The organism is Leuconostoc falkenbergense (genome assembly GCF_045801155.1).
Classification (GTDB): Bacteria; Bacillota; Bacilli; order Lactobacillales; family Lactobacillaceae; genus Leuconostoc; species Leuconostoc falkenbergense.
In genome coordinates this window covers 2,127,063-2,149,007 of the sequence record NZ_CP174386.1, presented here as the reverse complement: position 1 = coordinate 2,149,007, position 21,945 = coordinate 2,127,063, and the positions used below count along the sequence as shown (strand labels likewise).

Below are 21,945 nucleotides of genomic sequence, written 5' to 3'. Positions count from 1 at the left end.
GTATCTCTCTCCTAAAAGCGTTCAAGTCAAAAATGACGATCAAACGCTGGTTAGATTTAGCGTCGATCATGGATTGAACTGACTGTGTTTCTAAAAGTTTAGAAGCAGTAGCAAAGATAATTATAACAATAAGAAAACGAGTTTTCCACAGGGTAACGACAACTTTAGAGAATATCAACAGTTGTGGACAACCAAAAAGCACGAATGTGGACAATGAGACGAACAAATGTGTGGGTTATCCACACATCAACATGATTATGCACAGGAAAACGTGTGAAAAGACAATATGTGAGGTTGGTTATCCACAATATCCACATGATAACGTGCACAACTTGTGGATATGTGGATAACTTGTGTAGGGCGTTGTTTATAAAAATTGCTAAGCCCTTGGGAATCAACAGCCTAGGGGATAAATATGGATAAGGTTGTGAATGTAAAGAAAAGTTTAAGAATTTTAAATTTTAAATGATTTTCTGAAAATCTTGTCTTACGCATGTGAAAAAATGGACAAAAAAAGAGGGACAATATCGCAAAAAATGCCCTTAATTTTTTGTAAGAGAATAAAACTTTTAATGGTAGAATAGTGCAAAGGAGAATGACATGCGGCATTTAGATTATACAGAACAAGAAAATTGGCGTCAGCCAGATGATACAGCTTATCAGTCACCAATCGACATTGCGACGCAGTCGGTTCAACCTCAAAAAACTGGGCAATTAGAGATTTCTTTCCAAGATAAGGTGCAATATGATGATCGTGAAATAGGCGAGCAATTCCTAGTTCATGGGCAGTTACGCCTTGATAATCAAATTTGGGAACTCGAACGCTTTCACTTTCATGATGGGGCAGAACACTTGGTGAATGGTCAACGACATGATGTGGAGACCCACTTTGTTTTTCAACATGAGGATCAAACCTTAGTATTGGCTAGTTTTGGGGATGTTAGTGCCAATGTAACAACTGGTGCTGTTCAAAATATCTATGATAATCAGGTCAATTCGGCAACATTGATGCGTTTGTTACCAGATGATCATAGTTATTTCCACTATGTTGGCTCACTCACAACACCACCACTTCGACATGATATTCAATGGCTTGTGTTGACTGAGCCTGTGGCTATTTCATCAGAAGATAAGGCGGTGTTACACGACCACTATCCAGATAATTACCGTGATATTCAAGCGATTAATGAACGAACAATTACTTATTATAATGATAAAAATTAATATGATGTAATCAGGACTTACCGAATTTTCGGTAAGTTTTTTAGTTCTAAAGTAGCACAAAAAATTTTATAAATTAGGACACAATTGTTCTGAAAATATTCACAGAATCTTCCACCCCCCCCCTAGTAGAATGAGGGTTAGGAGTGAAGATATGCGTCTAAAACAACAACTAACTTTAATAATTTTAATCACAATATTAACACTTACTGGACCTGTTCAAGCAGTTACTGCTTCGCAATTAGCGGACCATGATGACAGCAATGCAACAACTAAAATGCGTTTGCCAAATGAGGGACGTTCTGACTTACAAGAACTCATTCAACGGGTTGACGCTAATGTTGATGAGCCATCTGCTGAGGAACCATCATCAGAGCCAGAAGTAGATGAGCCTGAAACAGTTGAGGGACCGGTTGAAGATAGTGGGGTGACAGAAGCTGAGTCTAAAGAGGCTGAAACAACTGACGACCAGAAAGTTGTTGTACAAGCTAAAGCACCAAGAGCAATCACAACTAACACCAATGGTGATTCCACTTGGACCTTCGATTCTGATACTGGTTTGTTGGTTTTTTCAACTGGCACATTGGCGCAGAGACTTGACACAAATTTAACTAATGCGGGTGTGACACCGGCAGACGTCAAGAGCATTCAATTTGAAAGTGGTGTTGTTGCGCCAACGGCTGTGACCTATTTGTTTGCTAACTTGACCCAGTTAAGCGAGTTCATTGATTTGAATAATTTTAATACTTCCTCTGTGACTTACATGGCATATTGGTTTGATCAGACTAGTGCTTTGTCAACACCAGATTTGAGTACGTTCGTTACAAGTAACGTGTTTTCAATGGACTATATGTTCCAAAACAGTGGCGTGACCAATTTAGATTTGAGTGATTGGGATGTGAGCAAGGTGACAACATTTAATGGTATGTTTCGAGATGCGAAGTCGTTAACAACATTGGACCTGACAGATTGGGGTGCCAATCGAATTGTCAGCACAGTAGACATGAGCTCCATGTTTAATGGGACGACCGCATTAGCCAACCTAACGCTGACTAATTTTAAGACGACCAATGTCACTAATATGGGCTTTATGTTCGAAAACAGTGGCGTGACCAATTTAGATTTGAGTGATTGGGATGTGAGCAAGGTGACATCATTTTGGTCGATGTTTAGAAGGGCAACATCGTTAATAACATTGAATCTGACAGATTGGGGAGTCAATCGGACGGCCAGCACAGTAAACATGAGCTCCATGTTTACTGGGACGACCGCATTAGCCAACCTAACGCTGACTAATTTTAAGACGACCAATGTCACGATTATGAGTCATATGTTCAGAGAAAGTGGTGTGACTAGTTTAGATTTGAGTCATTGGGATGTGACCAAGATGACGTCATTTGAATATATGTTTTATGAAGCAAAATCGTTAACAACAATGGACCTGACAGATTGGGGAGTCAATCGGACGGCCAGCACAGTAAACATGAATAAAATGTTTGAGGGGACGACCGCATTAGCTAATTTAACGTTAACTAATTTTGAGACGACCAATGTCACTGATATGAGCTTTATGTTCGCTAGCAGTGGTGTGACCAGTTTAGATTTGAGTCATTGGGATGTGACCAAGGTAGCGAGTTTTAGCTATATGTTTTACGGTGCAAAATCGTTAACAACATTGAATCTAACTGATTGGGGTGTCAATCGAACGGCCGGCACAGTGACAATGCAGACCATGTTTAGTGGGACGACCGCATTAACCAACCTAACGCTGACTAATTTTAAGACGACCAATGTCACGAATATGAGCAATATGTTCCAAAGCAGTGGCGTGACCAATTTAGCGTTACAAGAGTTAAAGGATTGGGATGTGACCAAGGTGACCACATTTAGCTCTATGTTTTCCGGTGCAAAATCGTTAACAACGTTGGATCTAACTAATTGGGGTGTCAATCGAACGGCCAGCACAGTAGACATGAGCTCCATGTTTAATGGGACGACCGCATTAACCAACCTAACGCTGACTAATTTTAAGACGACCAATGTCACGAATATGAGCAATATGTTCTATAACAGTGGCATGACCAGCTTAAATTTGAGTCATTGGGATGTGACAAAGGTGACGACATTTGGCAGTATGTTTCAAGTGGCGAAATCGTTAACAACACTGGACCTGACTAATTGGGGAGTCAACCGGACGGCCAGCACAGTAGGCAAGAGTCTCATGTTTAGTGGGACGACCGCATTAACCAACCTAACGCTGACTAATTTCAAGACGACCAATGTCACGATTATGAACAATATGTTCGATAGCAGTGGTGTGACCAGTTTAGATTTGAGTGATTGGGATGTGACAAAGGTGACCACATTTAGCTCTATGTTTTCCGATGCGCCATCCTTAAGAACTCTTAATTTGTCCGGCTGGAATACATCCGGTGCTACGGTTACCACTATGTTCAGCGGTACTAATAAGCTTTGGAAAATCACCCTAGGAGAGAATATTAAATTTATCGCTAATCCAGGCTTTAGATCAGCTCCGGTCGCCGGAACAACGATTCCGGGTACAAGTTACAAGACAACTGCTGCCAGTTGGCAAATTGTTGGCACAGGAACACAATTTAATCCCAAGGGCGCGATGGTCACAACGACAGAAATGTACGCTGATAGAACAGAACCAGTGACTTATGTCTGGGCTAACAAGGCAGAACCCTCAACACCAACTATCGACAGTGTCTCTAACATTACTTTTGGTACGTTAGGGGCTAGTGACTTCTTTAATGGCAATAGCCCGCTGGCAACCAACATGGCAACTGGTTCAGTGGCCTTAAAAGATTTAGATAACATTACAACGTATAATGTTACCGTGGCGCAAACAAGCGACTGGACAACTGATGGTGAATCAGCTAAGATTGCTAAGTCAAACTTGAAGATAAAATATGGCGCTAATGATTTAGCCACGGGTGCTAGCAGTTTCTGGTCGGGCACATCAGCGACTGCGACCAAGAATATTAAATTTAACCATGATGATACCAAAAACTTCAGTATTTGGTTGAATCCAAGCGCGGTGATCGAGACAGCATTACTTGGCGTACAACTAGAATCAGAATTAACATGGACGTTGAGCGAGACGCCGTAACGTCGAAAAGTAGTGGGCAAATGTTCACTGCTTTTTGTTTAGATGCAGAATTTTATGAGTTTTGAAAATTAACAGATGCAAATGAGAACAGTAAATGATATGATAACATGTGAATGTTTTTAATTTAAATCTCACATTTTAAAGAGGCGATGTTTTGGCTGTTTTTTTTCAAAGTATACAGGGTGTTTTAGTCATTTTGGTGATGATCGCCATTGGTTATTCCTTGGCGAGTGCTAAGTGGTTTACCGACAAAAGTGGACAAATCATTGCACGTATTGTCACACAAGTGGCTTTGCCAATGTACATGGTTAATACCATCACGCAAGATTTTACTAAAGATGAGCTAGGACGTTTGCTACCAGATATTAAATTTCCAATCATTTCAATGTTGGTCTTATTTGCAATTTCTGTGGCGTTTGCACGCATATTAGCAATTCGTAAAAACAGACGTGGTTTGTTCCAGTCCATGTTTTTTAATTCAAACACGGTGTTTGTTGGCCTACCCATCAACATGGCGCTGTTTGGCACTAAAAGTTTGCCGTACGTGTTGGTTTACTACATGATTAACACGACCTTCTTTTGGACACTGGGCACTTATTTAATTCAACGAGATGGTGAAGGGGAGTGGCGGTTTGATATCAAAACAACCCTAGCAAAAGTATTTTCACCACCGTTGTTGGGATTCATTTTAGGTGTGTTGTTGGTTGTTTTCCAAATTAAATTACCCACATTTATTGCCTCTGATTTACAGTACGTGGGTAGTTTAACGGTGCCATTATCAATGTTTTTCATTGGTATAGCCGTGCAACGTGCCGGATTGCATAACCTAAAAGTGAACAAATATAGTCTTGGTATCTTGTTTGGTCGCTTTATTTTAGCGCCAATGGTGATGTTTGTATTGCTGTGGAAAGCTGATGTACCAATCTTGATGAAGCAAGTCTTTATTTTGCAGTCGGCAATGCCTGTGATGACTAATGCGCCAGTAGTTGCTAGTTTGTACGGTGCGGATGCGGATTATGCAGCCATTATGGTCACAGAATCGACGCTTTTGAGCTTGGTTGTGGTGCCAATTTTAATGACGATTATTAACTAACTATGAAAAAGGTAGCCACATATTTGTGGCTACCTTTTTGATGACATGCAATAACGCTTTGATTTGCAACTAATTGAGCTGAATATCGCGACGTGTAAAAATCAATAGTCCAGAAATCACAAACAACACGATGAGACTGATCATTAATAAAACATTGTTAAGATCAATCGCTCGATTAATTAAACTGATATAATCAGCGTATTTAAAGATGCTAAAATAATTAATTTTTTCTACAATATCGCTTTGTGCTGATAGTGCGTTGACGAAATAGGCTAAAAATGCATAGCAACCAGTTACAATACCACCCACAGATCGTTTGCCACTGATAGCACTTAGACTATAAGCAAGCGTCGATAGTGTCATATTTGTGAGAAAAAACATGACAACAATTTTGAATAAAACTGAAAATTTTAGCGGTTCATTGAGAGTGACCGCAACAGCTAATACAGCAATTGCCCAAACAATAATTGCCAGAATGTTAATTGTGGTTAATGCAAAATATTTTTGAAAATACACTTGAGTTCTTGACACTGGGAGAGTTAAAAGAGACTGCAAAACATTTTTTTCTTCATCACCAGCGATAAATATTATGCCATACAAGATAGCCATAATAACCAGCATAATACCAATATTGCCAACAAGTTCTGTCGCCATGTATCCAGAAAAAGTTGTCATGAGATTGGTTGTTTCACCAAACCACCCTTGAAATTCCTTTGGAATTTGCGCCATATCCTTGCCAAATAAGTCACGCATTGACGGAAACATCAGACCAACACCAAAAATTAACAAAAAGATGCCAATACTCCAGCATAATACGCCAATTCGGCGTTCAAACAAAGATTTAACATAGATATTTTTTAGCATATTAGTTTTCTCCTCAACGCGTATCTTGATGTGTTTGTACCAATTTTTCAAAAACAGCATCTAGATCAATGACTTCATGTTTTGGCGCAATGGCCTGAAGTTCAGCCATTTCTTTATTGGCAACTATTTTACCGCCAACAATAAAAACGACCCGATCACAAATTTCTGCAACTTCACTAAGATTATGTGATGAGATTAAGCCTGCACCGCCGTTTTTTTTATGTTGATGGATTAAATCAATGAAAGTGTTCTGCACAACGGGATCAAAACCACTTGTTGGTTCATCCATTACTAGAAGTTTTGGGTTATTTAGGAGTGCTGCTATCAAACTAATTTTTTGACGATTGCCACGACTGAGTTTTTTGATAGGTTTGTCTAAATTTGCATTGAGTAAGCCAGCTAAATGGTCAATACGTGATGATCGCTCTGATTCTGGTACGTGTCGCAAATTGGCAAAATAAGTCAACGCTTGTCGACCAGTAACAGTCCGATCAAGATTCATATCAGTTGATAGAAAGCTCATATTTTGACGTAGCTTGGCTGAATTATTACGATTAAGTTGTTCACCAGCAATCTCAATTTGACCACTAGTTGCATGTGTTAGTCCGAGAATGAGATCAATCGTGGTTGATTTTCCTGATCCATTTGGTCCGATGAAGCCAACAATTTCACCTTTTTTAACGTCAAATGAAACATCAGAAATAGCAGTAAAATCACCGAATTTTTTGGTGACATGTTTGACTTTTAACATAAGCATCTCCTTAGGTTTGAAGTTGTTACTGATATTATTAATTATAAGTCAATGGGTATTTAACTTTGTGTTTAAAAATCGAATAAACTGTAACGTTTTGACGTATATAACAAGGTTCCGTGCGATAGATTGATTTGAAATGATAACTTTTCTCATCTTTTTAGTTGTTGACAATATTTTGTGCGTCTTGTATGATATTAAATATTAAGAAATTGGAGGCGACACATCATGCAAAACATGAATCAAACACAAATCTCATCTCAAGCCCTCCTTCTCCTCCTCATGCTGTAAGTCATGACGAGGTTTTTCGCGCTCATGACTAACTGGTAATCAGTTTTCATGGGTGTTGAAATGATGAGTATGTCTATTATCATGATTAACGATTTAAACCCATGAATTTTGATATTCATGGGTTTTTTATTTGCGAAAAAGAAGGTACGTAGAGAAGAGAATTGGAGAAGGAAGAATGAAAAAAATTGTAATTGTTGGGGCAGTATTTGTTGTCGCAGTTGGCGGCATTATTGGATATGGGGTAATGAATCGTCAGTCAGATCAGGCATCATCATCGACTGTAATTAAAATTGGTGGCGTATTTGACACATCAGGTGACGCCTCTTCGTATGGTAAAGCCGAACAAGATGGGGCTAATTTTGCCATCAAGCAAATCAATGCTAATGGTGGTGTCAAGGTTAAGGGCAAAAGCTACAAATTTAAGATTATCAATAAAGATGCCAAGACGGATAATACAGAAACAGCGTCAGTGACAAGCAACTTGATTAACAATGAAAAAGTGAGTGCAATTGTAGGACCTGTTATCACATCAGGCGTTCAAGCAGCCGTTCCAGTTGCGACACAAGGGAAGACGCCAATGATTTCACCAACAGCCGGCGCTGATAATATTACGATACAAAAAAATGGAAAAGTTCAGCCTTATGTTTTCCGAGCACAATATAAGAATTCGTTTATGGGCACAAAGATGGCACAATTTGCGACTGAAAATTTGAAAGCCAAGAATGTCGTTATTTTCCAAGATAATTCCTCAGATTATGGGACAGGCATTACAGCTGCGTTCAAGAAAGCATATAAGGGCAAGGTTGTTGACGTTGAGTCCTATCAAGAAGGCAGCAAGGACTTTCAAGCTGTTTTGACCAAGATAAAAGATAAGCAGTTTGATGCTGTGGTTATCAATGGTTACTATACCGAAGGTGGTGCCATTTTGAAGCAAATGCGCGATATGGGCATTAATGTGCCAGTTATTGGTCCTGATGGTATTGGTGATCCTAAAACTGCTGAGATTGCGGGCAACAAAAATACAAGCAATGTTTATTATGCTGCTCACTTCTCAGTTGATGCACCGGCAACCAAAGTGGCAACGCCATTTGCAAAAGCCTACAAGAAATCCTATGGCAAAGAGCCATCACAGTTTACAGCCTTGGCCTATGATTCGGTTCGCATGATTGAAGCAGCGATTGAAAATGAAAATTCAACAAGTAAGGCGGCGATTACCAAAGGTTTGGCAAATTTGAAGAATTTTGAAGGCGTTACAGGAAAAATGTCGATTGACAAAGACCATAATCCGGTGAAGTCAATGGTGATGGTTGGTATGACTGATGGTAAAGAGTCATCTGCTGTGGTCGTGAAGTAAATCAAGCGTTACACAGAGTTGACGTGTTGATCAAATTTTGAGGTTAAAATGACAATTTTCATTCAGCAAGTAATCAACGGACTGATGTTAGGCAGCGTTTATGCGTTATTAGCATTAGGCTACACAATGGTTTACGGTATTATCAAATTAATTAATTTTGCACATGGCGACATCTATATGCTTGGTGCCTATTTCGGTTATTTTTTTATCAAAGTGCTACACTTAAATTTCTTCATTGCCTTGATTTTGGCGATGGCAGTCAGCGCGGTGATTGGGGTTTTGATTGAATATATTGCATATCGGCCACTACGTCATTCACCAAGGATAGCGGTGTTAATTTCAGCGCTTGGTATATCATTTTTGCTGGAAAATGGCATGACGTACCTATATGGGTCTGATCAACGTTCTTTTCCGCAAGCTATTAAGACTGTGCAATACCATTTTTATGGGATTCAAGTGTCCAACATTCAACTCATCATTGCCGTGACATCAGTCGTGTTGATGTTATTGCTAACGTATGTTGTCAAACGCACTAAGATGGGTCGGGCAATGCGGGCGGTGTCAGCAGATCCTGATGCTGCAACTTTGATGGGCATCAATATTAATCACACGATTTCATTTACTTTTGCAATTGGATCAGCATTGGCTGCGGCTGGTGGTGTGTTGATTGGACTTTATTACAATAGCATCGATCCTTTGATGGGCATGACACCGGGGTTGAAAGCCTTTGTTGCAGCTGTTTTGGGTGGTATCGGTATTATTCCCGGAGCCGCTGTTGGTGGTTGGCTGATCGGTATATTAGAAACAATGGTGCAAGCGACTTCGTTTTCTGCTTATAAAGACGCCGTCGTGTATGCGATGTTAATTGTTATTTTGTTGATAAAGCCGACTGGTATTTTGGGTAAAAACAAGCGGGAGAAGGTGTAATGGATCAAACGCATATTAAATACACATTGTCGTGGGCAGCAATGGCTGCCATGGGCTTTGTTTTGATTTTCATGGCACAAATGGTTGGCTTAATCGGACATTATGGCGTCACAACAATTGTGTTGATTGGCATCAATGTGATCGCGGCATTGGGCTTGAATTTGGTTGTGGGGATATCAGGGCAATTTTCGCTAGGCCACGCCGGATTTATGGCGATCGGGGCGTATGCAACGGCCCTAATTATGGCAGTTATACCCGGTGTTATGGGCTTTATTGTAGGCATGGTAACTGGTATCGCTGTGAGTGGTATCGTTGCCTTAATCGTTGGGATACCAACTTTACGTTTACGTGGTGACTATCTAGCGATTGCAACGCTAGGATTTGCAGAAATCATTCGTATTGTCATTATGAACTTAAAAATTACTAACGGACCAGCCGGTATTTTTGGTATTGCGCCGTTTGTTAGTTGGCAATTGGTCTATATTTTAGCAGTTATCACGCTAATTATTGTGGTTAATTTTGTCCGTAGTATGCCGGGAAGAGCGATTATTGCAGTACGAGACAATGAAATTGCTGCTGAATCATTAGGTATTAATACGACAAAATATAAGGTTATCGCCTTTGTATTGGGCGCCTTGTTTGCAGCTATGGCTGGTAGTTTACGGGCAAGTTTTATTCAATCTATTGCGCCTAAAGACTATGCATTTATGCAAAGTATTATGATTTTAATCATCATTGTCATCGGCGGGATTGGGTCAATGAGCGGCACGGTAATTACGGCTATTGCTTTGGGTATTTTAGACACATTGTTACAAAATTTTGGTTCATTACGTATGGTTATTTATTCCGTTATCTTAATTGTCGTGATGTTAATCAGACCGCAAGGCATTTTTGGCAGTCGTGAATTATCTTTAAAAAAATGGCTATTTGATGGAGGAGATGGACATGACACAGACCATACTGAAAACGCATGATTTAAGCATTCGCTTTGGTGGTGTCACAGCAGTTGATCACGTCAATATTGAAGCTTCCGAAAATGAATTAATTGGTTTAATTGGTCCAAACGGTGCAGGTAAAACGACATTATTTAATCTGTTGACCGGCGTTTATCGGCCAACCGAGGGCGATGTGTCCTTGTTTGATGGTCAAAAGTTAGCCATAGTGAACCAACAATCACCGGCTAAAAGAGCACGATTGGGCATTGCGCGAACGTTCCAAAATATCCGTTTATTTGAAAGCCGTACGGTTTTGGAAAACGTTATGATTGCAATGAATTCGCATACTCGAGCCCACACATGGGACGCGATATTGCGACTGCCATCTTTTTACAAGCATGAAGCGACTTTAAAAAATGAGGCGCGTCAATTATTGTCAATTTTTGATATGTTGGGTGTTCAGGATACTTTAGCTACTAACTTACCGTATGGGCAACAACGACGCTTAGAGATTGTTCGAGCATTGGCGACTAAACCAAAAATCTTGTTTTTGGATGAACCTGCTGCGGGGATGAATCCTCAAGAAACCGCGGATTTGACCCGCCTTATTAAACAAGTGCAACAGGAATTTAAGATGACCATTATCCTAATTGAGCATGATATGAATTTGGTCATGGCGGTGAGTGAGCGATTGTATGTGCTGGAATACGGTAAATTATTGGCAAGCGGGACACCGGCAGAAATACAACAAAATGCTGATGTCATCCGCGCATATTTGGGAGAAAACGATACATGAGTGCATTGTTAACTGTTGAAAATTTAAATGTCAGTTATGGCGCAATCAAAGCTGTACAAAATGTCAATTTTACTGTGCATGATAATGAAATTGTGTCGTTAATTGGCGCAAACGGCGCTGGCAAAACGACAATCTTGAGAACTATTTCAAATTTAACCAAACCGACCTCTGGGCACATCAATTTTCAAAATCAAGATATTTTAGGGATGGATTCAGCAAAAATTGTGTCTAGCGGAATTGCCCAAGTACCAGAAGGTAGACGTGTTTTTGCTGGCATGACAGTGCAAGAAAATTTGCAATTAGGTGCCTTTACACGTGATAAAGGCACCTAATTTGAAGTCAGAATACGCGCTGATTTACGACCAATTTCCAATTTTAAAGGAGCGGCGTAATCAAGATGCAGCAACCTTATCTGGTGGCGAACAACAAATGTTAGCAATGGGACGCGCGCTAATGGCTAAGCCGAAGTTATTGCTACTAGATGAACCGTCAATGGGATTGGCGCCATTATTTATTGAAAAAATTTTTGATATTATCAAGACTGTCAATGCACAGGGCGTGACAGTGTTAGTAATTGAGCAAAATGCTAACCAAGCATTGAAGATTGCCGATCGTGGCTATGTTTTAGAAAGTGGTCAAATTACGATGACTGGTACTGGTGCTGAATTACTGGCTTCAGATGATGTGAGAAAAGCTTATTTGGGCGGTTGACGCAATAGTGGTGTGTCAGTCGATATCTAAAACGCCAACACAGGAATGATTGTGTTAGCGTTTTTTTTTAGTGTGATGCAGCACCGAAAACAGCCAGACGTTCTGCCAAACTCGTTTCTATGGCCGTGACGCCGGGTGCTAATAGTTTCCTAGGATCGTAATTTTTACCAATCAAATCTTGATCAGTTAAAATAAAGTCTCTTAGCGCTTGATGGAATGCCAGCTGGGCTTCAGTGTTCACATTGACTTTGGCAACACCCATGCTAATAGCTGCTTTAATTTGATTATCTGGGACACCAGAGCCGCCATGCAAGACAAATGGTACCTGACTGTGTGTCATATTATCTAAAGTAGTTGTTAAGTCTTTGAGGTGAGCGAGGTTTAGCCCTTGCCAATCTTTTGGATAGCGACCATGAATGTTACCAATCCCTGCTGCAATAAAATCTATTTGCGTTTGGATCATGGCAACCGCATCGTCGATAGGCGCGATTTCACCAGTGCCGATGATACCATCTTCTTCGCCACCAATACTGCCTACTTCAGCTTCAACTGAAATATTTTGTTCATGAGCTAACGCTACAATCTCACGTGTTTTTTCTAAGTTTTCTGCTAACGGTAAGTGTGACCCATCAAACATAACTGATGTAAAGCCAGCTTTGATGGCAGCTTTAGCGGCAGTGTAATCACCATGATCGAGATGAATAGCAATGGGGACAGTAATGCCAAATGATTGGTCAAGGTCGCGCACGATATGAGCAACGGTTTCAAAACCACCCATATATTTAATGGCACCCATCGAAGCAGCGATGATGGTAGGAGCTTGTTTTGCTTGTGCAACACGCAGAATGGCTTGTGTCCATTCAAGATTATTTGTATTAAAGGCGCCGACGGCATAGCCTTGTTGACGCGCTGTTTGAACGATTTCTTTACCAGAAACGATTGTCATGAGTTATTCCCAACTTTCTTTTTTAAATGTTTGATCCGTTTGATGGAGTGAATAGTGATAATTATTATTAACTGAAAAAATTTTATCGCGAATTGAGGCGTGATTGGATTTGGCAACTTCAATTAAAAAATTAACCAGATTTTTTGACCATACCAATTCTTTATCGTGACCATATTGTAACCAAAATGAATCTAATTCGGGATCATCCCAATCATGCGCACCATGATAAGGACGATCATCTAGCAAAATGGCACCAGCAATTTTATTCAAATTTTTTTGGTGTGTCAGAATAACTTTTTTATAAAATGGGCTATCTGGCTGATTGCCAAAGAAATCATTTAACCAACTAATTTTATCTTCCCAAGCACTAGGGTTTTGCCAAGGCGCTGTTGATAAAATGTACATATCATAGTATTTAGACAGGGCATAAATGCTATCAATAGCGTCAGGTAAAGGTGGTAAATATCGAAAAATGCCAGGAATTTGATCTGGTTTTTTAAACTGATATAGATGTGGCTTATCATTTTCGGCATTTAATACAGGCAAGGTATCAACGATAGTGTTGTCCATATCAATGAATAATTTAGGTTTGATGATAGTATTCTCCTTTGTTGAAAACGCTTACATTTTCGGAATAGACAAAATTATACAGCGTCAGAATAAAAAAATCAAATGTATACCAATTTTATACATTTGATTTTTTGTGAATGCGTTGTGTGATAGTTTCAGATGTTGAAGTAGGATGATAAAAATGTTGCGACACCATCTTCCTCATTGCTACTGGTGATATCCGTGGCTGCCGCTTTAATTAGTGGAATAGCGTTAGCCATGGCTACTGATACAGTGGCGAGTTTAAACATGGATAGATCGTTAGCCTCATCCCCAAAAACAATCAAATCTTTTGAAGTTAGGGATAATTTTTTTAGTAACACTTTGAGTGCAGCGCCTTTACTGACGTTGGTAGGTACAAATTCTAGCAGTGTTCGCCGAGATCTTGTAAATGAAATATTCTTGGTTAACACGGGTGTGTGATTAAGAATATTTTCGAGATAGTTCAATTTGTCTTCTGTTTCGCAGACGACAAATTTGTTAAATGTTAACGTTGTTGGCAAATCAGTGATACTAACTTGCTGATAATGCAGCAGTTTACCAATTAAGTTAACATAGTTAGACTGTCCAAATTCTGCAATAGAATAGACGATTTCTGGACAAACAATATCAATAGGTAATTTAAGATTATGGATTAAATTGAAAATTTCAGACATATCACTAAGCATGAAACGCTTGTTTAAGAGTGTTTCATTTGTACTAATATTTTTAACCACACCACCATTGAACAAGATGACATAGTCATCATTTTTGCTTAAATCTAGTTGTGTTAAGAAGGGCTGCACATTTGGAAATGGGCGACCGGTTGTTAAAACAATATGATGGTTATCAGCATGTAATTTTTTCAAAATCGTAGCATTTTTGTGTGATAGCGTACGGTCGGATTTGAGCAATGTATTGTCCATATCCAAGGCAATTAATTTTGGCGTCATGTTAGGCTTTCCTCTTTCTTGGTAACGTTAATTTGCGATATTACCATTTTTAGTCGGTCAAACTCACTATCCGACAGCTCACTGTCTATCAGAAAAGTAGGTTGTTTCGTCGCAATTTCAGTCGATTCCGTAATAATCAAATCAAACTGATTAGGTTCATTTGACGAGTTTTCAAAATCATTAAGCGAGACAATCGATAGTTCGCATGGTGCAGAACTACTACGTTTGATTAATGTTTCAAAAAGATTTTGACTATAAATTGGGAGCGATGTCACCATCAAAATGTGTAATTTATGAATTTTTTCGTGTGACAAGCTAAAATTATAAAAAATCATTGCTAGAATGCTAATCTGATCGGTTAGCAGTCCAAAAGGAAATAAACGTTGATACAGTGATCGATTAGTGATTTTACTCAGTGCGTCGGTGACGTATTTTTCAAAAGTTTCATTGTGATATAAGTAGTCATATACGGTAATACTTTGGTACTTAGATGAATACCAAAAGGGCTTGAGCTGTGTTTGTATTTTGCGTGTTAAAACTTCTTGCTCAGCTTGACTGATATTAATATCTGAAGTGAGGACAAAAGCTTTAACGATTTCATGACTGACAACTAAAAGATCTTGAAAGGCACGCGCACTGAAATGGTTATCCTGTTCTTTCGTCACACTCAGTAGTTGCAAGGTTAGAAATAATTTGACGGCGTCTGGCATATCTAATGAAAAATTTGTTTTGGTAATCATTGAGAAGTCATTGATAATATCGTTTTCTTTGCGTTTGGTAAAAGAAACTACGTCAGCGGATGTAAATAAACTTTCCTGTGCAATAGGATCTAGCTCACTATACAGCGAAGCAAGCGTTGAAAAAATAGTCAACGTTAAAGCATTGGAAATTGATATCTTTTTGCCTAGAGAATCTTGATACATGTTTTTCAATTTTTCGCTGATTAATAAAAATTTTGAGTAAGGTATGTGTTTATCCAGTGACCGTATAAAATACGATAGTGCATTCTTATGACTCTGCAGTAAGGCTAGGCCGTTATAGGCATGCACGAATGAGTCGTACAACGGTTCTGAAAACTCAAAACCTGATTTTTTCGAAAAAACGGGTTTAAATGTCTCTCGCTTTTTGAGATCTGATATATCACGGAGAACAGTATTTCTAGAGACAGAAAATAATGTTTGGAAAGCAGATAATGTCCATTTTTTAAGTGGTAGTGCCAAACAAATATCAATAATCAGTTGTCGTTCATAGGAATTAATATAATCATCTGAAGGAACATGAGATAATTTCGCTTTCAAAACGGCAATTTGGTTTTGTGTAATTCTGGTGTTTGGTGCCAAAAAGGGTAGATTTGATGAACGTAAATCAGAATTGGCGCTTTGTAATAAGTAATAGATTTTACGACTAGATAAATTGAGTCGGTTAGACATCGTTTGAACATTTGGGAGCAGATCTTGATTGGCTATGTAGTTAATGAATGTGGTGTAATTCATATTTGGTACGCTCATAATTAGTGTTCCTTTCCAAAACGTATATTCACTTTGATTTTACAATGAGCAAGTGATTGATTACAGTCTCATTCAAGCATTTTCATTGTGAGGTAATGGGACTGTTTATTTTTTTAATTCTCAACCATAATGTAATTGTACCAGCAAATGTAAGCGCATACATTTTAAAAAAGTTTGGAAGAAGGTTTAAAGAAATGGCAAAAGCAACAACAATTCAAGAGGCAACACGAGAAAATTGGATTCAGAATACATTCCCAGAGTGGGGCACTTGGTTAAATGAAGAAATTGAACAATCAAAAGTACCCGAAAAGAATTTCCGGATGTGGTGGTTAGCCAATAATGGTATTTGGTTGAAGACACATGAAGACACCAATATTCTAGTTGACCTATGGAATGGTACTGGTAAGCAAACACATGGTTCAGGTTTGATGAAACAAGGACATCAAATGATGAGGATGAGTGGCGTTCAAAAGATGCAACCGAACTTACGCCTACAACCATTCGTTATTGATCCTTATGCTGTTAAAAATGTCGATGCCTTATTGGTGACACATATCCATTCAGATCACCTAGACATCAATACAGCAGCGGCTGTGTTACAAAATAGTGGTCCAGAAACGAAATTTATTGGTCCTCAAGCGGTTGTTGATATTTGGAAAGGTTGGGGAGTTCCTGAAGAACGCACAATTGTTGTTCACCCAGGAGATGAAGTGACCGTGAAGTCGGTTACGATCAAGGCTTTGGAAGCTTTTGATCGAACAGCACTATTAACCGTCGATAACGATGTCACAATCAAAGATTCGCTACCACAAGATATGGACGAAATTGCTGTCAATTATCTGTTTAAAACATCTGGTGGGAATCTATATCACGCCGCCGATTCGCATATGTCAAATATGTTTGCTAAACATGGCAATGAGAATCATGTTGATGTTGAAATTATTAACTATGGTGAGAATCCACGAGGCATAACGGATAAAGTCACATCAATTGATGTTTTGCGATCAGCCGAGGACCTGAAAGCCAAAGTTGTGATTCCTGTACATTATGATATTTGGTCAAATTTCGACGCTGATCCGCAAGAAATCGTTAAATTATGGGAAATGAAAAAAGACACGCTTAACTATCAATTCCACCCATTTGTATGGCGTGTTGGTGGTAGTTACACTTTCCCAGAAGATCAAAACAAGATTCAATATCATTATGACCGTGGCTTCTCAGATGTCTTCTCAAAAGATAATGATGTGCCATTCCCTTCATTCTTATAAGGAGTAATCAAAATGACAATGCTTAATTACTTTTACGACAACGACTTGGTAAGAATTTACCATGACACGCCATCAAGTTGGCGGGAGTCGTTGCGTGTTGCGGGTGAAAATCTCAAAGAAAAGGGAATTATTACCGAGCAATATATTAATGAAATTATTAAAAATGTTGAAGACAATGGCGCCTATATTGTCATTGTACCTGGTGTGGTGATGCCACACGCATTAGCTACGGGACCGGGTGTTTTAGGAACAGGTATTAGTTTCACCAAATTTAATGAAGCTGTTTCGTTTGAAGATGGCAATGTTGAAAAACAAGGGAAGCTATTTTTCACGCTAGCAGCTAAGGATGAAAAGCAACACCTAGAGAATATTCAAAATTTAATGTCGTTATTGATGACAGATGGTGTGATTGAAGCGTTGTCAGATGTTGAATCAATGGACGATTTCGTTCAAGTGATGAATCAATTTGATAAAATCCCTGCTGAACAATGAGGAGAGCATGATGAATAATATATTCGCAGGAATATTAGCTATTTGGGAATTTTTTGCCAATAACATTTTGACTCAACCAGCCTACATGATTGGTTTCATTGTCTTGATTGGTTACATGTTAGAGAAAAAGCCGTGGTATGAAAGTTTGGCTGGTTTTCTAAAAGCCACAATTGGTTACATGATCTTAATTGTTGGATCAAACGGACTGGTAACAAGTTTCCGACCGATACTAACAGGACTGAAAGACCGCTTTCATTTAACGGCAACAGTGATTGATCCTTACTTTGGTCAAAATGCTGTGACAGATGGATTAGAAAAAACGTTTGGCCGTTCATTTGGCGACGTTATGATTCTATTGCTAATCGCCTTTGTCTTTAATATTTTATTAGTAAGATTTTCTAAATATACAAAATTACGTGCTGTATTTACCACTGGAAATGTTCAGGTACAGCAAGCAGCAACAGCATTTTGGATTTTACTATTTGCGATTCCGAGTCTTGGACGAATTGAAGTTTTGCTTGTTATGGGTGTGTTACTTGGCTTATATTGGGCTGTTGGATCTAACATGACAATCAAGCCAATTCAAAGACTTACTGATGGTGGCGGTTTCGCAATTGCCCATCAGCAAATGTTTGGGATTGCATTGGTAGCATGGTTAGCAGATAAGATGAGTTCTTCTGAAAAAAAGAAGAACAAGCCATCTTCTAAGCGCTTGGAAGATATTACTTTACCTGGTTTTTTGAAAATATTTAATGAGAATATGGTGGCCACCGCGATATTAATGTTTCTATTCTTTGGCATCATTATGTTCGTACTAGGAGAAAACTATTTCCATCAACTATTCATTACTAGTAAAGGGGCCTCTGGCTTAGCTCAAGGTGCGAGCTTCTTCTTCTACATTCTCACAACATCCCTTGGCTTCGCTGTTAACTTAGCAATTTTGCAACTGGGTGTTCGAACATTCGTTGGGGAACTAACTGAAAGTTTCACTGGTATTAGTGATACGATCCTACCAAATTCTGTACCTGGTATTGATGTTGCAGCGACATTTGCCTTTGGTGAACAAAATGCCGTGACAATTGGTTTCTTGTTTGGCGCATTAGGACAATTTTTAGCCATAGGGGCACTGATGATTTTCCACTCGCCAACCATTATTATTGCCGGATTCATTCCGTTGTTCTTCGACAATGCCGTGTTTGGTGTTATTGCCAACAACCGAGCTGGTGCTAAAGCAGCCATGATTCTGCCATTTTTCTCAGGCATTATACAAGTTGTTGGCGCAGCCCTAATCTCAACTTGGATTGGTATGTCAAAGTTCGGTGGTTACTTGGGTATGTTTGACTGGGATACTGTTTGGCCAGGATTCACAGTTATCTTGAAGTATCTAGGTTACTTCGGTGTTGTCGTGGTAGCTGCAATTCTACTTCTAATTCCACAGCTGGAATATCGTAAGGATCCTAAAAATTATTTCTTGATGGTTGAAGATTATGATGCCTATAAAGAAAATAAGGGTCTTGAATAAAAAATTAATTTGCTTTAATAAAGGAGAATAATAATGAATATTTTAGTTTCTTGCGCTAATGGTTCGGGTACAAGCTTGATGATGATGAAAAGTGTTGAAAAATCAATGAAAAAGCTTGGCATTCCGGTATCAAAAATTAACCACACAAGTATTGCCGAAGGAAAGTCAACGGCAAGCCAGTATGATGCCGTTTTCACACCACTTAACTTTGTGGACATGTTTGAAGATGCCGCAAAAAAAGGCGTGACAGTGGTCGGTGTCAAAAATGTTATGAGTGACAAAGAAATCACCCAACGAATTGTTGACGAAACTGATTTTGAAGAGAAATACAAGAAGTGAGGATAAAAAAATGACGAAGCCTAATCTACAAATTGCTTTAGATCAAAATACATTAGCTGATGCTGCAAGAATTGCGCATTTAGCAGGACCGATTGTTGACATTGTTGAAGTTGGTACGATTCTTGAATTGCAGGCGGGACAACAGGCCATTAGTGTTTTGCGAGAGATGTTTCCCGATAAAATTATTGCATCTGATACAAAGTGTGCGGACGCTGGCTCAACGGTGGCGCAAAATTCAAAAGACGCTGGAGCTGATTTGATGACAGTTATTGATTCAGCAACAATTGCTACAATGAAATCTGCAAAGTCGGTTCTTGATGGGATACAGGTTGAATTGTACTCAGCATGGAATTGGGATTTGGCTGAAAAATGGCAACAAATCGGTATTGAACAAGTCATTTATCACCAGAGCAGAGACGCCTTATTGGCTGGTGAAGTATGGGGTGAAAAAGACCTCAACATTGTTAAAAAGTTCATTTCAATGGGATTCAAAGTTTCTGTTACTGGGGGACTTAATTTAGACACGATTAAATTGTTTAAAGATGTACCAGTGTATACATTCATTGCTGGTAGAGCCATTACGGGTCAAGATGATCCAGCAGCTGCTGCACAAGCCTTCCAAGATGAAATTGGAAAGTACTGGGCATAACGATGGCGCGATTGGGCATTAATGAAAAATCCTTACCGTTCCAACTATCATGGCGGGAAAAATTGGCATTTGCTAAGCAGCAAGGTTTCTCTTTTATTGAATTATCAATCGACGAAAGTGATGAGCGTATTGCGCGACTAGATTGGTCGGACAATGACATATTTAGCCTACTAAAAAATTCGTATGAATCGGGTGTTTCAATCGACACAATGATGCTATCAGCATTACGTAAATTTCCCCTAGGTTCACAAGATCCTATCCTTTATGATGCGGCATACAGTATGTGTCAAAAAGCAATTATCCTAGCTAAAAAGTTAGGAATAAGAAATATTCAAATTGCTGGATATGATGAGTATTATCATGCCAAAACAGCACTCACCCGTGAGAATTTTATTGAGAATTTACAGCGAGTAGTTGATTTTGCAGCGGCGAATCAGGTTATGATTGCAATTGAAACGATGGACGATGACTTTATTAATTCAATTGGAAAGATCAGAAAAATCAAACAAAATATTTCGTCACCGTGGCTGCAGGCCTACCCTGATATCGGTAATATTTCAGCATGGCCGCAGGTAAATCCTGGGGAAGATTTGACTGATGGATTTGAAAATATCGTTGCTGTTCATGTCAAAGACACCTTGGCTGTGACAGAAAATACACCCGGCAAGTTTAAAAATGTGCCGTTTGGAACAGGTAATGTTGAATTTTTAGGATTATTTAAAACATTGAAGCGGCTTGGTTATCAAGGCACATTTACGATAGAGATGTGGTCAGAACGAGACAAAGATTGTGTTGACCAAGTCAAAAAAGCACACGATTTCATTCTTGAATTATTGACCCAAGCAGGTATTTTAATAGAGGTAGTATGATGTTAGAAGAACTAAAAAATGAAGTATATCAAGCAAATATGTCTTTGCCTAAATTGGGATTGGTAACCTTTACTTGGGGTAACGTGTCGGGAATTGATCGTGAAAAAGGACTATTTGTGATTAAGCCATCTGGTGTTGCCTATGAAGATTTGAAGCCTGATGATATGGTAGTGGTTGATTTAGATGGTAACGTTGTGGAAGGGGATCTAAACCCTTCTAGTGATACACCGACACATGCCTATCTGTATCGACATTTCAAAAACATTGGTGGCATTACGCATACACACTCACCATGGGGTGTTTCCTTTGCTGCTGCTCAAATGGATATTCCTGCTGTTAGCACGACGCATGCAGACACTTTCTATGGTGATATTCCGTGCACGCCAGCTTTGAGCCAAGAAGAAATTCAATCAGCTTATGAGTTAAATACAGGAAAAGTCATTGTGTCAGAATTTGAGCAAAGGCAGATTGATCCTGATGCGACACCTGCTGTTCTAGTCAGCCAGCATGGACCATTTACATGGGGCGTCAATGCCTCAAAGTCTGTATATAATGCTAAAGTATTAGAAGTTTCAGCAGAAATCAGTTATCATGCGCTGCAATCGACGCGTTCGGATATTCATGTGCCCCAATACTTACTTGATAAGCATTATTATCGCAAGCACGGCGTAAATGCTTACTATGGGCAAAAAAAAAGCAGTTTCTGTTAATCATAGTTAATTCATGTCGCAAAAT

General features: G+C 39.1%; 20 protein-coding genes and 1 pseudogene. 15 read left to right on the top strand and 6 right to left on the bottom strand.

Going from position 1 to position 21,945, the window contains the following annotated elements; genetic code table 11:
- Window positions 1-600 precede the first annotated feature (600 nt).
- The 3 genes from ACI3ES_RS11095 (at window position 601) to ACI3ES_RS11085 (ending at window position 5,447) form a co-directional block, all read left to right on the top strand.
- Window positions 601-1,224, top strand: a complete 624-nt coding sequence (locus ACI3ES_RS11095) for a carbonic anhydrase family protein (RefSeq protein ID WP_004914166.1) — start codon at window positions 601-603, stop codon at window positions 1,222-1,224.
- A 151-nt stretch (window positions 1,225-1,375) separates the two neighbouring features.
- The gene (locus ACI3ES_RS11090; protein WP_242029760.1) at window positions 1,376-4,354 is read left to right on the top strand and encodes a DUF285 domain-containing protein; all 2,979 of its coding nucleotides are present in this window, start codon (window positions 1,376-1,378) and stop codon (window positions 4,352-4,354) included.
- 154 nt (window positions 4,355-4,508) lie between these two features.
- Window positions 4,509-5,447 (top strand): AEC family transporter, encoded by a 939-nt coding sequence (locus tag ACI3ES_RS11085; protein WP_036068785.1) that lies wholly within the window; start codon window positions 4,509-4,511, stop codon window positions 5,445-5,447.
- Window positions 5,448-5,516: 69 nt separating this feature from the next.
- Here the strand turns inward: ACI3ES_RS11085 and ACI3ES_RS11080 are convergent, their stop codons facing one another.
- Complete coding sequence (locus ACI3ES_RS11080) at window positions 5,517-6,311, bottom strand: ABC transporter permease subunit (RefSeq protein WP_114667539.1); 795 nt, start codon at window positions 6,309-6,311, stop codon at window positions 5,517-5,519.
- A gap of 13 nt (window positions 6,312-6,324) precedes the next feature.
- Window positions 6,325-7,062, bottom strand: coding sequence for an ABC transporter ATP-binding protein (locus tag ACI3ES_RS11075; RefSeq protein ID WP_114667540.1), 738 nt, complete (start codon window positions 7,060-7,062; stop codon window positions 6,325-6,327).
- 466 nt (window positions 7,063-7,528) lie between these two features.
- Here ACI3ES_RS11075 and ACI3ES_RS11070 point away from each other — a divergent pair, with 466 nt between their 5' ends.
- From ACI3ES_RS11070 to ACI3ES_RS11050, 5 genes and pseudogenes are all read left to right on the top strand, one after another.
- Window positions 7,529-8,707 (top strand): ABC transporter substrate-binding protein, encoded by a 1,179-nt coding sequence (locus ACI3ES_RS11070; RefSeq protein ID WP_317211291.1) that lies wholly within the window; start codon window positions 7,529-7,531, stop codon window positions 8,705-8,707.
- A gap of 48 nt (window positions 8,708-8,755) precedes the next feature.
- Window positions 8,756-9,634 (top strand): branched-chain amino acid ABC transporter permease, encoded by an 879-nt coding sequence (locus tag ACI3ES_RS11065; RefSeq protein WP_114667542.1) that lies wholly within the window; start codon window positions 8,756-8,758, stop codon window positions 9,632-9,634.
- The gene (locus ACI3ES_RS11060; protein ID WP_114667543.1) at window positions 9,634-10,608 is read left to right on the top strand and encodes a branched-chain amino acid ABC transporter permease; all 975 of its coding nucleotides are present in this window, start codon (window positions 9,634-9,636) and stop codon (window positions 10,606-10,608) included. The genes ACI3ES_RS11065 and ACI3ES_RS11060 overlap by 1 nt, the downstream gene beginning before the upstream one ends.
- Window positions 10,580-11,365 (top strand): ABC transporter ATP-binding protein, encoded by a 786-nt coding sequence (locus ACI3ES_RS11055; RefSeq protein ID WP_114667544.1) that lies wholly within the window; start codon window positions 10,580-10,582, stop codon window positions 11,363-11,365. Before ACI3ES_RS11060 ends, ACI3ES_RS11055 begins: the two co-directional genes overlap by 29 nt.
- Window positions 11,362-12,076, top strand: a pseudogene (locus ACI3ES_RS11050) (ABC transporter ATP-binding protein). The gene ACI3ES_RS11055 and the pseudogene ACI3ES_RS11050 overlap by 4 nt, the downstream one beginning before the upstream one ends.
- A gap of 67 nt (window positions 12,077-12,143) precedes the next feature.
- Here ACI3ES_RS11050 and fba read toward each other — a convergent pair.
- The 4 genes from fba to ACI3ES_RS11030 form a co-directional block, all read right to left on the bottom strand.
- Entirely contained in the window at window positions 12,144-13,022 is an 879-nt protein-coding gene (gene fba / locus ACI3ES_RS11045) for a class II fructose-1,6-bisphosphate aldolase (RefSeq protein ID WP_114667545.1), read from the bottom strand.
- A 3-nt stretch (window positions 13,023-13,025) separates the two neighbouring features.
- A complete protein-coding gene (locus tag ACI3ES_RS11040) occupies window positions 13,026-13,592 on the bottom strand; it encodes a 5' nucleotidase, NT5C type (RefSeq protein WP_114667546.1) in 567 nt (188 codons plus the stop codon).
- 155 nt (window positions 13,593-13,747) lie between these two features.
- The gene (locus ACI3ES_RS11035) at window positions 13,748-14,563 is read right to left on the bottom strand and encodes a Cof-type HAD-IIB family hydrolase (protein ID WP_114667547.1); all 816 of its coding nucleotides are present in this window, start codon (window positions 14,561-14,563) and stop codon (window positions 13,748-13,750) included.
- Window positions 14,560-16,056, bottom strand: a complete 1,497-nt coding sequence (locus ACI3ES_RS11030) for a transcriptional antiterminator (RefSeq protein WP_267286826.1) — start codon at window positions 16,054-16,056, stop codon at window positions 14,560-14,562. Before ACI3ES_RS11030 ends, ACI3ES_RS11035 begins: the two co-directional genes overlap by 4 nt.
- A 209-nt stretch (window positions 16,057-16,265) precedes the next feature.
- On the opposite strand from ACI3ES_RS11030, the gene ulaG reads away from it, so the two are divergent.
- Genes ulaG through ACI3ES_RS10995 form a run of 7 tightly spaced genes read left to right on the top strand, consistent with a single transcriptional unit; the run spans window position 16,266 to window position 21,920 of the window.
- Entirely contained in the window at window positions 16,266-17,339 is a 1,074-nt protein-coding gene (gene ulaG, locus ACI3ES_RS11025) for an L-ascorbate 6-phosphate lactonase (protein ID WP_004914196.1), read from the top strand.
- A 12-nt stretch (window positions 17,340-17,351) separates the two neighbouring features.
- Window positions 17,352-17,831, top strand: coding sequence for a PTS sugar transporter subunit IIA (locus tag ACI3ES_RS11020; RefSeq protein ID WP_010292480.1), 480 nt, complete (start codon window positions 17,352-17,354; stop codon window positions 17,829-17,831).
- 10 nt (window positions 17,832-17,841) lie between these two features.
- Window positions 17,842-19,353 carry a PTS ascorbate transporter subunit IIC gene (locus ACI3ES_RS11015; protein ID WP_114667549.1) on the top strand — a complete coding sequence of 504 codons (1,512 nt, stop codon included), beginning with the start codon at window positions 17,842-17,844 and terminating at the stop codon, window positions 19,351-19,353.
- A 33-nt stretch (window positions 19,354-19,386) separates the two neighbouring features.
- Window positions 19,387-19,692 carry a PTS sugar transporter subunit IIB gene (locus ACI3ES_RS11010; RefSeq protein WP_004913450.1) on the top strand — a complete coding sequence of 102 codons (306 nt, stop codon included), beginning with the start codon at window positions 19,387-19,389 and terminating at the stop codon, window positions 19,690-19,692.
- A gap of 10 nt (window positions 19,693-19,702) precedes the next feature.
- On the top strand, window positions 19,703-20,341 hold the full coding sequence (locus ACI3ES_RS11005; protein ID WP_010292489.1) for a 3-keto-L-gulonate-6-phosphate decarboxylase UlaD: 639 nt from the start codon (window positions 19,703-19,705) through the stop codon (window positions 20,339-20,341).
- Between the two features lie 2 nt (window positions 20,342-20,343).
- On the top strand, window positions 20,344-21,210 hold the full coding sequence (locus tag ACI3ES_RS11000) for an L-ribulose-5-phosphate 3-epimerase (protein WP_004913457.1): 867 nt from the start codon (window positions 20,344-20,346) through the stop codon (window positions 21,208-21,210).
- Window positions 21,210-21,920, top strand: a complete 711-nt coding sequence (locus ACI3ES_RS10995) for an L-ribulose-5-phosphate 4-epimerase (protein ID WP_114667550.1) — start codon at window positions 21,210-21,212, stop codon at window positions 21,918-21,920. Before ACI3ES_RS11000 ends, ACI3ES_RS10995 begins: the two co-directional genes overlap by 1 nt.
- Window positions 21,921-21,945: the final 25 nt, after the last annotated feature.